The organism is Citrobacter sp. CK185, assembly GCF_030333565.1.
Lineage (GTDB): Bacteria > Pseudomonadota > Gammaproteobacteria > Enterobacterales > Enterobacteriaceae > Citrobacter_B > Citrobacter_B koseri.
This window is the reverse complement of sequence record NZ_JAOWFR010000027.1, coordinates 94,627-106,330: the sequence shown is the minus strand read 5'-3', so window position 1 is coordinate 106,330 and position 11,704 is coordinate 94,627. Positions and strand designations below refer to the sequence as shown.

Here is an 11,704-nt window from a genome sequence, read left to right as displayed (position 1 = left end):
TTACCGGATACGTAAGGCAGTGACGTTCCCGACGTCCCTGTTATCGCTTTAAATTATCGTCAGGTAAGGTTTTGCCGCGCCTGAGAGATGTTTCTGCGCCACTTTTTCGGCGCGGAGGGACTGCTTATGCTGAAAAATATCACCCGCGAGCTGTTTGCCCGCCTTAACCGTCATTTACCTTATCGTCTGGTGCATCGCGACCCTCTGCCCAGTGCGCAGAGCGTTGCGAATACTCCGATTCCCCCGTCATTGAGCGATCGCTGCCTGAAAATGGCGGTGATGGAAGAGGCGGCGCTCTGGCGCGCATTCGATGCGCATCCTGAGGGGCTGAATGTCGCAGAGGTGGAGGATGCGCGCGAGAAATACGGTGAAAATCAGCTGCCCACACAGAAGCCGACTCCGTGGTGGAGACACCTGTGGGTCTGTTATCGCAACCCTTTCAATATCTTGCTGACCATTCTCGGCGTCATCTCCTATGCCACGGAAGATCTGTTTGCCGCAGGCGTTATTGCGCTGATGGTCGGGATTTCGACTCTGCTGAATTTTGTGCAGGAAGCGCGTTCGACCAAAGCGGCAGATGCGTTGAAGGCGATGGTCAGCAATACCGCTACGGTGCTGCGCGTTATCAATGAAAAAGGCGAGAACAGCTGGGTTGAGCTGCCCATCGACCAACTGGTGCCGGGCGATATTATCAAGCTGGCGGCGGGCGATATGATCCCGGCGGATTTACGCGTTATTCAGGCGCGCGATCTGTTTGTCGCGCAGGCTTCGCTCACGGGCGAATCTCTGCCGGTAGAAAAAGTGGCGACAACCCGCGACCCTAAGCAAAGCAATCCGCTGGAATGCGACACGCTGTGCTTTATGGGCACCAACGTGGTGAGCGGGACGGCGCAGGCGATCGTCATCGCGACGGGCGGCGAGACCTGGTTTGGTCAACTGGCGGGCCGCGTGAGCGAGCAGGAAAGCGAGCAAAACGCGTTTCAGAAAGGCATCAGCCGCGTCAGTATGCTGTTGATTCGCTTTATGCTGGTCATGGCGCCTATCGTGTTGATCATTAACGGCTATACCAAAGGCGACTGGTGGGAAGCGGCGCTGTTTGCGCTCTCGGTCGCGGTAGGCCTGACGCCGGAAATGCTGCCGATGATTGTCACCTCCACGCTGGCGCGCGGGGCGGTGAAACTGTCGAAGCAAAAAGTCATTGTTAAGCACCTGGACGCCATTCAGAACTTCGGCGCGATGGATATTCTCTGCACCGACAAAACCGGCACGCTGACTCAGGATAAAATTGTGCTGGAGAACCATACGGATGTCTCCGGCAAGCCCAGCGAACGCGTGCTGCATTCCGCCTGGCTGAACAGCCACTACCAGACCGGGTTGAAAAATCTGCTGGATACCGCAGTGCTGGAAGGCGTGGATGAAGAGTCTGCGCGTCAGCTCTCCGGGCGCTGGCAGAAAATTGATGAGATCCCGTTTGATTTTGAGCGTCGCCGGATGTCCGTAGTGGTGGCGGAAGAAGCCGATGTGCATCAACTGGTGTGCAAAGGCGCGTTGCAGGAGATCCTCAGCGTCTGCACCCAGGTGCGCCACAATGGCGATATTGTGCCGATGGATGACAACATGCTGCGCCGGGTGAAGCGCGTAACGGATACGCTGAACCGCCAGGGGCTGCGCGTGGTGGCTGTTGCCACGAAGTATCTGCCTGCGCGGGAAGGGGATTATCAACGCATTGATGAGTCTGACCTGATCCTCGAAGGCTACATTGCGTTTCTCGATCCACCGAAAGAGACGACCGCTCCGGCGCTGAAGGCGCTGAAAGAGAGCGGCATTACCGTGAAGATCCTCACTGGCGACAGCGAACTGGTGGCGGCGAAAGTATGCCATGAAGTCGGGCTTGATGCGGGTGATGTGGTGACTGGCAGTGATATCGAAGGGCTGAGCGATGATGAACTGGCGGAACTTGCCGCGCGCACCACGCTGTTTGCCCGCCTGACGCCGATGCACAAAGAGCGCATCGTCACGTTGCTGAAACGCGAAGGGCATGTGGTTGGTTTTATGGGCGATGGCATCAATGATGCTCCGGCGTTGCGTGCGGCGGATATCGGCATTTCCGTTGATGGTGCCGTGGATATTGCCCGCGAAGCTGCGGATATCATCCTGTTGGAAAAGAGCCTGATGGTGCTGGAAGAGGGCGTTATCGAAGGGCGTCGCACGTTCTCCAACATGCTGAAATACATCAAAATGACCGCGAGTTCTAACTTTGGTAACGTCTTTAGCGTGCTGGTGGCGAGCGCATTCTTGCCCTTCCTGCCAATGCTGCCGCTGCACTTACTGATTCAGAACCTGCTGTACGATGTATCCCAGGTGGCGATCCCGTTTGATAACGTGGATGACGAGCAGATCCAGAAGCCGCAACGCTGGAATCCCGCCGATCTGGGGCGTTTTATGATCTTCTTCGGGCCAATCAGTTCGATTTTCGACATCCTGACCTTCTGCCTGATGTGGTGGGTATTCCATGCGAATGTGCCGGAAGCGCAAACCCTGTTCCAGTCGGGTTGGTTTGTCGTCGGGCTGTTATCGCAAACATTGATTGTGCATATGATTCGCACGCGCCGCGTACCGTTTATTCAGAGCCGCGCCGCATGGCCGCTGATGCTGATGACGCTGGTGGTGATGGTGGTGGGTATCGCGCTGCCGTTCTCGCCGTTGGCGGGCTATCTGCAATTACAGGCGCTGCCGCTGAGCTACTTCCCGTGGCTGATCGCTATTCTCGCGGGTTATATGACATTGACACAATTAGTGAAAGGTTTTTATAGCCGTCGTTACGGCTGGCAATAATCCAGAATAATGGCTGCTGCGGCAGCCATTACGCTTTTCTATACTCCGTAAATATATCCTCACGAAAGTTCCTGTTTTATTTTTTTTGAAATACTAAAGAGTGTGACGGATCACAATTTTACTCCTCTTTCAGACATCTTTTTATCAGGAAAAAGACCTTCATTGCAAAAATGAAACAGCGTGCTAAAAATATTTCCATTCAGTCATATTTTATGAACATAATTATCGTAATACTTTCTTACATGCGTTGGCCTGCGCAGGCTACGCTGTAAAAGGTCATATATAACTGTAAGTTAAGCCCGGCACTCTTTTATCCTGTCAGTTAGCGCTATTCATGGCATTTTTTAAACTGCCAGCGAACCCTATAAAGATCGCCAGGATTTGATTAAACGGATTCAGGATATGAAGTAATACCTCTGGCGGGGTAAGGACTTTATCCGCCTGAACCTAAAGATTAATTCAAGGGGACGACCATGGGTGAATTTTATTCGTCGGTAATGGATTTGTTTTACCGAATCTCAATGTGGGTTGCCGGATTGGCGCTGTTGATTATGGTGGCCGTTATTCCCGTCGGGATATTTGCGCGCTATGTGATGAACAGCGCGTTGTCATGGCCGGAACCGGTCGCCATTCTTTGCATGGTGACATTCACCTTTGTTGGCGCAGCGGTGAGCTATCGCGCGGGTTCCCATATTGCCGTCAGCATGGTGACCGACCGCCTGAGCGAGGGCGCGCAGCGAATCTGTTTCATTGTGGCGGATCTGATGCTGATGGCCGTCAGCCTGTTTATCCTCTGGTACGGCTCCCTGCTGTGCTATGACCTGTGGGAACAGCCGGTGGCGGAATTTCCTCTGTTATCAGCGGGAGAGAACTACCTGCCGTTGCCTGTCGGCTCGGCCATCACGCTGCTTTTCATTATCGAGAAAATTTTCCGTGGTTCGCAGTATCAACGTCCTGTCGTCATGCTGGGCTCAACCCATTAATGCGCGACCCCATTTCATAAAGGAAAGCAGATGGATGCATTTATTCTCGTCTTTACGCTCGGCATTATGCTGGCGATTGGGGTGCCTGTAGCATACGCGGTGGGCATTAGCGCGATCGTTGGCGCCTGGTATATCGACATTCCCCTGGAAGCGGTCATGATCCAGCTCACCAGCGGCGTGAACAAATTTTCGCTGCTGGCGATCCCATTTTTTATTCTGGCGGGGGCGATTATGGCGGAGGGCGGTATTGCGCGTCGCCTGGTGAACTTCGCCTACATCTTTGTCGGCTTTATACGCGGCGGGTTGTCGCTGGTGAACATTGTGGCGTCTACCTTTTTTGGCGCGATTTCCGGCTCGTCTGTCGCGGATACGGCGTCTATCGGCTCGGTGATGATCCCGGAGATGGATAAAAAAGGCTATCCGCGTGACTTCGCGGCGGCGGTCACCGCCAGCGGCTCCGTACAGGCGATCCTGACGCCGCCCAGCCACAACTCGGTGATTTATTCGCTGGCGACGGGCGGTACGGTGTCGATTGCCGCGCTGTTTATCGCCGGCATTCTGCCGGGGCTGCTGTTAAGTTTTACCCTGATGGTGATGTGCGTCGGTTTTGCCCATAAGCGCGGTTATCCGAAAGGCGAGCGGGTGCCGTTTCGCCAGGCGTTGAAGATTTTTGTCGATACGCTGTGGGGGCTGATGACGGTTGTCATCATCATGGGCGGGATTCTCTCTGGCATCTTCACCGCGACGGAATCGGCGGCGATCGCCTGTCTGTGGGCCTTCTTCGTCACTATGTTTATCTACCGCGACTACAAATGGTCTGAACTGCCGAAGCTGATGTACCGCACGGTAAAAACGGTCACCATTGTGATGATCCTGATCGGGTTCGCCGCCGCATTTGGCGCCATCATGACCTACATGCAGCTGCCGATGCGCATTACCGAGGCGTTCACCAGTATTTCAGATAACAAATACGTCATCCTGATGTGCATTAACATTATGCTGCTGCTGATCGGGACACTGATGGACATGGCGCCGCTGATCCTGATCCTGACGCCTGTTCTGCTGCCGGTCACTACGGCATTGGGTATTGATCCGGTGCATTTCGGCATGATCATGCTGGTGAATCTTGGGATCGGCCTGATTACGCCGCCGGTGGGATCGGTGCTGTTTGTTGCCAGTGCGGTGAGTAAGCAGAAAATAGAACAGGTGGTGAAGGCGATGCTGCCGTTCTACGCGGTACTCTTCCTGGTGTTGATGTTAGTGACCTATATTCCGGCGATCTCGCTGTTCCTGCCGAAACTGTTTGGGGTGATGTGATAAATGCCCGGTGGCGCTGGCGCTTACCGGGCCTACAAACGGCACTGCCGTAGGCCGGATAAGGCGGAGCCGCCATCCGGCGCAATGCCCGGTGGCGCTGGCGCTTACCGGGCCTACAAACGGCACTTCCCGTAGGCCGGATAAGGCGGAGCCGCCATCCGGCGCAGACATATTTTTAAGGAGACTTAGCGGCGAACAGCGATCGCTTCGATCTCGATTTTTACGTCTTTCGGCAGACGCGCAACTTCAACGCATGAACGTGCCGGGAAGGTCGCATTATGCTCGGTGAAGAATGCTTCATAGGTCGCATTCACGGTCGCGAAGTCGTTCAGGTCTTTAACGAACACGGTTGTTTTCACGATGTCGCCCACTTTCAGGCCTGCGGCTTCGACGATAGCTTTTACGTTTTCCAGCGACTGGCGCGCCTGGGCGGACACGTCATCCGGTACGCTGCCGGTTTTTGGATCAACCGGGATCTGACCGGAAGTGATGATCATGCTGCCCAGGTCAACGCCCTGAACGTATGGGCCGATAGCTGCGGGTGCATTTTCCGTCGCGATAGTTTTGCTCATGATTTCTCCTGAATTACAGCGGTAAATTAGGTACAGGTCATTATAGGGAGCCGGATACCCATTACCAACCTCAATTAGTTGGCCAGCACCACATAATGCGAAAACTCTTTTTCGCAGTATTTACATTTGAGCGCAATGTCATCTGTGCGTTTTTTCACTGCAAAACTGGATGAAACCGGCTCAGCATGACTGATGCAGTTGCTGTTCGGGCAGACCAGCACGTTGTCGATGCGATCCGGCAGGCTCGGGCGCGATTTGCCCACCACATCATAGTTGTCGATGCGGTTTACCGTTGCCTGCGGCGCGTACAGGGAGAGCTGGTTAACCTGTTCTTCGGTCAGGAAGGTGTTCTCGATTTTAATCAGGTCTTTACGCCCCATCTCGCCGGACGGCAGGTTAAGGCCGATGGTGATGCGCTGATCGGTCTCGGTCAGTTTGAACAGCGTCAGTAACTTAAAGCCAACCTGCGCGGGAATGTGGTCGATTACGGTGCCACGTTTGATCGCTTCAACCTGTAGTTTATTGTCGTGTGTCATCTCTTTTCCCCTTACAGTGCCAGATCGCTATTCAGAACCAGTGCCAGTAACGCCTGGCGAGCGAAAATACCGTTTCCTGCCTGCTGGAAGTACCAGGCGTGCGGCGTTTTATCTACGTCGGTGGTGATCTCATCAATACGCGGCAGCGGATGCAGAACCTTCATGTTTTCACGCGCGCCGTTCAGGTCGCTGGCGCGCAGGACAAACTGCGCTTTGACGTTGGCGTATTCGGACGGGTCCAGACGCTCTTTCTGCACGCGGGTCATATACAGAATATCCACTTCCGCCATCACCTCTTCGATGGCGCTGTGCAGACTCCAGGCAATGCCTTTATCATCCAGCATATCCAGAATGTATTGCGGCATCGCCAGCGCGTCCGGCGCGATAAAGTAGAAGCGGTTGCCGTCAAACTTCGCCAGCGCCTGCGTCAGTGAGTGTACGGTTCGGCCATATTTCAGGTCGCCGACCATAGCGATGTTCAGATTGTCCAGGCGGCCCTGGGTTTCCTGAATGGTAAACAGATCCAGAAGCGTCTGGGTCGGATGCTGGTTTGCGCCGTCGCCGGCGTTCAGTACCGGCACGTTGCCGGAGAACTCGGTCGCCAGACGCGCAGCGCCTTCCTGTGGGTGACGCATCACAATCGCGTCCACATAAGTGCTGATAACGGAGATGGTATCCGCCAGCGTCTCGCCTTTTTTGCCCAGCGACGTGTTAGCGCTGTCGGAGAAGCCCACCACGCTGGCGCCGAGGCGGTGCATCGAGGTTTCAAACGACAGGCGGGTGCGTGTGGATGCCTCGAAGAAGCAGCTGGCGATCACTTTATGCTTCAGCAGCTCTGGCTGTGGATTGGCTTTTAATTTCGCCGCCGTCGCCAGAACCAGATTGAGGTCATCGCGGCTGAGGTCGTTTATGGAAATGATGTGTTTTTGGTATAGCGGGTTAGCCATGTTTATCTCCTGACGCCTGGGCAAAAAAAAAGCCCCTCAATGAGGGGCCTGGAATAGGTGAGCAACGGGAAGAAAAACGGCAGTCCAGCGTCTGTTTTCAGACGCGGTAAGACAGAATGTCGTACACACTGAACCATACTTCCTCCCGGCAAATTGTCCGCGATTATACTCAGCTATGTTATGGGATCAAGCGATTAATGCACATTTTATTCATCGCAAACGGTTCTCATGAATAAGAATTCATTTTTAATAAATAATTAATTTGCTTGTGAACAAGCCCGGTGCGCTGTACGACCCGTGGCGCGACCCAGACGATACTGCTGCCCGCAATCACACCTAAAATTTCCGGCAGGGCGTGATAATCCAGGATTCTGGCAACGGCGCGGCCATAACCGGCCACCGTGTGGATAAGGATAAATTCGCTATTGTGTTCCACGCTGACCACCATCTCGGATATCGATCGCGCAGCGTCAGGAGCGGGGCGCAATTGCGGATTTACGGAATAAATTTTTTGTCCCTTTGTATTTCTTATTTTTATGACGCCGAGCAGTTTCAACAGACGTGAAACGGTCGACTGGCTGATGCCTTCGAAGCCGTGGTTTTGCAGATCGCGACGTATTTCCTCCTGGGATAAGTAACTTTTTTCTGTAATCAGGCGCTGACATACCGCCAGTTGCTGCTGTTCTTTGGCGGAGCAATCATTGTATTCCTTCATATATGCACCTTGCTTTGTCATTGATATCAATGGACTAGCGAAATTCATCCTGTTTGTCACATTGATAACGAATCAACCGGTCGGTTTTGCAGGAAAGTGAGAAGCCAGTCAAAAAAGAAAGCGTATTGGCTGCGTTCGTTTGCCGGATGGCGGCGCTAAAGCGCCTTATCCGGCCTACGAAATGCGCAACCTGTTGGCCTGTGCCGGATGGCGGCGCTAAAGCGTCTTATCCGGCCTACGAAATGCGTAACCTGTAGGCCGGATAAGCGAAGCGCCATCCGGCGGGAGTTACAGCATTGCGCCAACGCTCAAAACAGCCATATTCAGTAGCGTCAGGATCAGCAGCAGCGGCGCGACCCACTTCAGATACCGCACATACGGCACGCGCGCAATCGCCAGCCCTCCCATTACGACCGCCGACGTCGGCGTAATCAGGTTCACAATCCCGGACGCCGATTGATACGCCGTTACCACCAGATCCCGTTGCACATGGGCGAAGTCCGCTAACGGCGCCATGATCGGCATGGTCAACACCGCCAGACCAGAGGAAGAGGGCACCAGGAATGAGAGCAATACTTCCAGCCAGTAAGTGACATTGATAAAAATGGTGGTGGACAAGCCAGATACCAGATTTTCCGCGCTGTGCAAAATGGTATGCGTAATCATGCCATTATCCATCACCACCACAATGCCGCGTGCAATACCGATAATCAGCGCTACGCCAAGCAGATCCCGCGCGCCGTCGATAAACGTACTGGTGAACGCCTCTTCGCTCATCCGGGCGATAATGCCGACGATAATCGCGGACGCCAGGAAAACGCCGGAAATTTCCGCCATCCACCAGCCGAGAACCGCGACGCCGTAAATCATCACGGCAAAGGCGGCGGCGAAAATCAGCAAGATCCATTTGCGGGTTGCGGTGAACTCCAGCAGCGTGCTGGAACGGTTGCCAAGAAAGTGAGCGCGGTTCTCCTCCATCTTATCTGCCACGATAGATAACTCCGGGTTGCTGCGCACTTTGCGGGCATAGCGCATCACCCAGACCACGCAAATAACATAACCAACGACCAGCAGAATGATGCGTAACAGCATACCCTGAGTGAACGGGATTCCGGCGGCGTTGGCGGCAATCACCGTGGCAAAAGGGTTGATGGTCGAACCGAGTGTGCCAATACCTGCGCCGAGCAGCACGGTGGCGGCCGCGACCAGCGGATCGAATCGAGCGGCCATCATCACCGGAACCAGCAGCGTGTAGAAGGGGAGTGACTCTTCTGCCATTCCGTAAATCGTCCCGCCTGCGGCAAAGAGTCCCATCAGTATGGGGATCATCCACTCCTCTTTGCCGTTGAGCCGTACCGTGACGCGTTCAATACCCGCATCGATTGCACCGGTTTTGTTCACTACGCCGAGAAAGCCGCCGATGATTAGTACAAACAGCGCCACATCGATTGCGCCTGCGGTATAGGTTTCGTGGTTGTAGAGGCCGTCAATGGGAGCCAACAGTACGGCGGTAATCCCTTGCGGATGCGACTCGGCAGGAGCATAGGTGCCCGCGACCGGAACCTCTTTACCCAACGTGGGGTTCATCGCCATCTGGTATTTGCCCGCCGGGACAATCCAGGTCATCACAGCGACCAGTGCGATAAGAATAAACAGGATGGTATACGCGCTGGGAAATTTAAATTTGCCCATGGTGTTCTCTCCAGATAACACGGGCATGCGTCGTCAGGCGGCACATGCCCGGAGGGGTTAGTCGCCGAGCGTCGCCACCATGACCGCTTTAATGGTGTGCATACGGTTTTCTGCTTCGTCAAACACGATGGAGTGGGCTGACTCGAACACCTCTTCCGTCACCTCCAGTCCTTTCAGGCCATAGGCGGCCTCGATTTCGCGGCCCACTTTGGTGTGCTCGTTGTGGAAGGCGGGCAGGCAGTGCATAAACTTCACGTTGGGGTTGCCGGTGGCGTTGATGACCTGCTGGTTGATCTGGTATGGCTTCATCAGGCTGACGCGCTCCGCCCACGCCTCTTTTGGTTCGCCCATCGACACCCAGACATCGGTATAGAGGAAATCCACGTCATAAACGCCTTCCTCCACGTCCTCGGTTAGCGTAATGCGCGCGCCGGTGACGCTGGCGATGTCGCGACACTGCGCCACCAGTGCGTCGTCCGGCCAGAAGGATTTCGGCGCGACCAGGCGGATGTCCATCCCCATTTTTGCCGCGCCGACCATCAGCGAATTGCCCATGTTATTGCGGGCGTCGCCGAGATAAGCGAAGCTGAGTTCAGGCAGCGTTTTGCCCGGCGCATGTTCCAGCATGGTCATCAGGTCGGCGAGGATCTGCGTAGGGTGAAATTCATCGGTCAGGCCGTTCCACACCGGTACGCCCGCGTACTGTCCCAGTTCTTCAACGATCTGCTGACCAAAACCGCGATACTCAATGCCGTCATACATCCGGCCCAGCACGCGGGCGGTATCTTTCATGGATTCTTTATGCCCAATCTGCGAGCCGCTTGGCCCGAGATAGGTCACCTGTGCGCCCTGATCGAATGCGCCGACCTCAAACGCGCAGCGGGTGCGGGTGGAGGTTTTTTCGAAAATTAGCGCGATGTTTTTACCGACCAGCGTTTGCTTCTCGCGTCCGGCTTTTTTTGCCGCTTTCAGCTCGATGGCCAGATCGATCAGGTACTGGATCTCCGTCGGAGTGAAGTCGAGCAGTTTAAGAAAGTTGCGATTTTTCAGTGAAGTAGCCATTACAGTGTCCTTGTTAAAATGAATTACCTGATGGCGCTGCGCTTGTCAGACCTACGGTTATGCGCGTGCTGTAGGCCGGATAAGGTGCCGCCGCCATCCGGCAGAAATTGACTTATGCGTCGTAATCGACGGTTTCGGGTCGAATCAGGGTGCCTTTGTCACCGCTGAGAATGGCCGGGCCGTCGGCCAGTGAACCGATGCCGGCAATCCCCTGGCAGTGGCTGACAAACTCGGCGCAGGCGGTGACTTTCGGCCCCATCGAACCGGCATCGAACTGCATTTCGCTGAGCAGTTCCGGCGTTACCTGAGCCAGCGGGCGTTGGGTCGGCTTGCCCCAGTCGAGGTACACCGCGTCGGCATCGGTCAGGATCAGCAGCGCGTCCGCGTGGATTTGACTGGCGAGCAGAGCGGCAGAGAGGTCTTTGTCGATCACCGCTTCAATGCCATGAAAACCATCGGCTTTTTCCACTACCGGCACGCCGCCGCCACCGTTGCAGATCACGAGATGGTCGCGGGCGATCAGGGCGCGGATCGCGTCGCTCTCAACGATGCGTTTGGGCTGTGGCGAAGGCACTACGCGGCGAAACGCTTTTCCGTCGGCTTTGAAAATCCAGCCTTTTTCCGCCTGTAGCGCGTTGGCCTGGTCGCCGTCATAAACCGGGCCGATATATTTGGTTGGGTTGCGGAATGCCGGATCGTCGGCGTCCACCTCCACCTGAGTGAGCAGGACGCTGATTTCACGCTGCGGAAGCTGGTTTTTCAGCGACTGTTGCAGCATGTAGCCGATCATCCCCTGGCTTTCCGCGCCGAGAATATCGAGCGGGTAGGGGGTGACGCGGTCATAGGCGCTGTTCTGTAACGCCAGCAGGCCAACCTGCGGGCCGTTGCCGTGTACCAGCACCACGCGCCACTGTTGCGTCAGTTGGGCGATGGTTTTTGCCGCCAGATCGATGTTTTTGCGCTGGATATCCGCTTCCAGCGGTTCGCCGCGTTTGAGCAGCGCATTGCCGCCCAGTGCGACAACCAGAGTGGGTTTGTTGTCCAT

The 11,704-nt window shown here is 55.1% G+C and carries 12 protein-coding genes; 4 read left to right on the top strand and 8 right to left on the bottom strand.

Going from position 1 to position 11,704, the window contains the following annotated elements; genetic code table 11:
• The first annotated feature begins 126 nt into the window (after positions 1 to 126).
• From mgtA to OGV79_RS20955, 3 genes are all read left to right on the top strand, one after another.
• Positions 127 to 2,835: a magnesium-translocating P-type ATPase gene (gene mgtA / locus OGV79_RS20965; RefSeq protein WP_200076073.1), complete on the top strand. Its 2,709-nt coding sequence runs from the start codon at positions 127 to 129 to the stop codon at positions 2,833 to 2,835.
• Between the two features lie 473 nt (positions 2,836 to 3,308).
• On the top strand, positions 3,309 to 3,818 hold the full coding sequence (locus tag OGV79_RS20960; RefSeq protein ID WP_012134344.1) for a TRAP transporter small permease: 510 nt from the start codon (positions 3,309 to 3,311) through the stop codon (positions 3,816 to 3,818).
• A 30-nt stretch (positions 3,819 to 3,848) separates the two neighbouring features.
• Positions 3,849 to 5,135 carry a TRAP transporter large permease gene (locus tag OGV79_RS20955; protein ID WP_012134343.1) on the top strand — a complete coding sequence of 429 codons (1,287 nt, stop codon included), beginning with the start codon at positions 3,849 to 3,851 and terminating at the stop codon, positions 5,133 to 5,135.
• A gap of 185 nt (positions 5,136 to 5,320) precedes the next feature.
• On the opposite strand, the gene ridA is transcribed toward OGV79_RS20955, so the two are convergent.
• The 4 genes from ridA to pyrL form a co-directional block, all read right to left on the bottom strand.
• Positions 5,321 to 5,707, bottom strand: a complete 387-nt coding sequence (gene ridA, locus OGV79_RS20950; RefSeq protein WP_012134342.1) for a 2-iminobutanoate/2-iminopropanoate deaminase — start codon at positions 5,705 to 5,707, stop codon at positions 5,321 to 5,323.
• Positions 5,708 to 5,781: 74 nt separating this feature from the next.
• A complete protein-coding gene (gene pyrI, locus OGV79_RS20945) occupies positions 5,782 to 6,243 on the bottom strand; it encodes an aspartate carbamoyltransferase regulatory subunit (RefSeq protein ID WP_012134341.1) in 462 nt (153 codons plus the stop codon).
• Positions 6,244 to 6,254: 11 nt separating this feature from the next.
• Positions 6,255 to 7,190, bottom strand: coding sequence for an aspartate carbamoyltransferase (gene pyrB, locus OGV79_RS20940; protein ID WP_114848015.1), 936 nt, complete (start codon positions 7,188 to 7,190; stop codon positions 6,255 to 6,257).
• A 2-nt stretch (positions 7,191 to 7,192) separates the two neighbouring features.
• Positions 7,193 to 7,327, bottom strand: a complete 135-nt coding sequence (pyrL, locus tag OGV79_RS20935; protein ID WP_024130768.1) for a pyr operon leader peptide — start codon at positions 7,325 to 7,327, stop codon at positions 7,193 to 7,195.
• Here pyrL and OGV79_RS20930 point away from each other — a divergent pair.
• Positions 7,307 to 7,426 carry a hypothetical protein gene (locus OGV79_RS20930; RefSeq protein ID WP_077956855.1) on the top strand — a complete coding sequence of 40 codons (120 nt, stop codon included), beginning with the start codon at positions 7,307 to 7,309 and terminating at the stop codon, positions 7,424 to 7,426. The two genes, pyrL and OGV79_RS20930, sit on opposite strands and share 21 nt — an antisense overlap.
• Here the strand turns inward: OGV79_RS20930 and OGV79_RS20925 are convergent.
• The 4 genes from OGV79_RS20925 to arcC form a co-directional block, all read right to left on the bottom strand.
• The gene (locus OGV79_RS20925; RefSeq protein WP_024130767.1) at positions 7,417 to 7,905 is read right to left on the bottom strand and encodes an arginine repressor; all 489 of its coding nucleotides are present in this window, start codon (positions 7,903 to 7,905) and stop codon (positions 7,417 to 7,419) included. The genes OGV79_RS20930 and OGV79_RS20925 overlap by 10 nt on opposite strands.
• A gap of 288 nt (positions 7,906 to 8,193) precedes the next feature.
• Entirely contained in the window at positions 8,194 to 9,597 is a 1,404-nt protein-coding gene (locus OGV79_RS20920) for a YfcC family protein (RefSeq protein WP_200076071.1), read from the bottom strand.
• A 57-nt stretch (positions 9,598 to 9,654) separates the two neighbouring features.
• Positions 9,655 to 10,659, bottom strand: a complete 1,005-nt coding sequence (argF, locus tag OGV79_RS20915) for an ornithine carbamoyltransferase (protein WP_012134335.1) — start codon at positions 10,657 to 10,659, stop codon at positions 9,655 to 9,657.
• A 112-nt stretch (positions 10,660 to 10,771) separates the two neighbouring features.
• Positions 10,772 to 11,704 (bottom strand): carbamate kinase, encoded by a 933-nt coding sequence (arcC, locus tag OGV79_RS20910; RefSeq protein WP_012134334.1) that lies wholly within the window; start codon positions 11,702 to 11,704, stop codon positions 10,772 to 10,774.

Excerpts from the sequence above, each read along its gene's own strand:
- mgtA (WP_200076073.1), top strand. The coding sequence starts at position 127 with ATGCTGAAAAATATCACCCGCGAGCTGTTTGCCCGCCTTAACCGTCAT.
- pyrL (WP_024130768.1), bottom strand. The coding sequence starts at position 7,327 with ATGGTTCAGTGTGTACGACATTCTGTCTTACCGCGTCTGAAAACAGAC.
- argF (WP_012134335.1), bottom strand. The coding sequence starts at position 10,659 with ATGGCTACTTCACTGAAAAATCGCAACTTTCTTAAACTGCTCGACTTC.
- OGV79_RS20955 (WP_012134343.1), top strand. The coding sequence starts at position 3,849 with ATGGATGCATTTATTCTCGTCTTTACGCTCGGCATTATGCTGGCGATT.
- OGV79_RS20920 (WP_200076071.1), bottom strand. The coding sequence starts at position 9,597 with ATGGGCAAATTTAAATTTCCCAGCGCGTATACCATCCTGTTTATTCTT.
- arcC (WP_012134334.1), bottom strand. The coding sequence starts at position 11,704 with ATGGACAACAAACCCACTCTGGTTGTCGCACTGGGCGGCAATGCGCTG.
- ridA (WP_012134342.1), bottom strand. The coding sequence starts at position 5,707 with ATGAGCAAAACTATCGCGACGGAAAATGCACCCGCAGCTATCGGCCCA.
- OGV79_RS20930 (WP_077956855.1), top strand. The coding sequence starts at position 7,307 with ATGTCGTACACACTGAACCATACTTCCTCCCGGCAAATTGTCCGCGAT.
- OGV79_RS20960 (WP_012134344.1), top strand. The coding sequence starts at position 3,309 with ATGGGTGAATTTTATTCGTCGGTAATGGATTTGTTTTACCGAATCTCA.
- pyrI (WP_012134341.1), bottom strand. The coding sequence starts at position 6,243 with ATGACACACGACAATAAACTACAGGTTGAAGCGATCAAACGTGGCACC.
- pyrB (WP_114848015.1), bottom strand. The coding sequence starts at position 7,190 with ATGGCTAACCCGCTATACCAAAAACACATCATTTCCATAAACGACCTC.
- OGV79_RS20925 (WP_024130767.1), bottom strand. The coding sequence starts at position 7,905 with ATGAAGGAATACAATGATTGCTCCGCCAAAGAACAGCAGCAACTGGCG.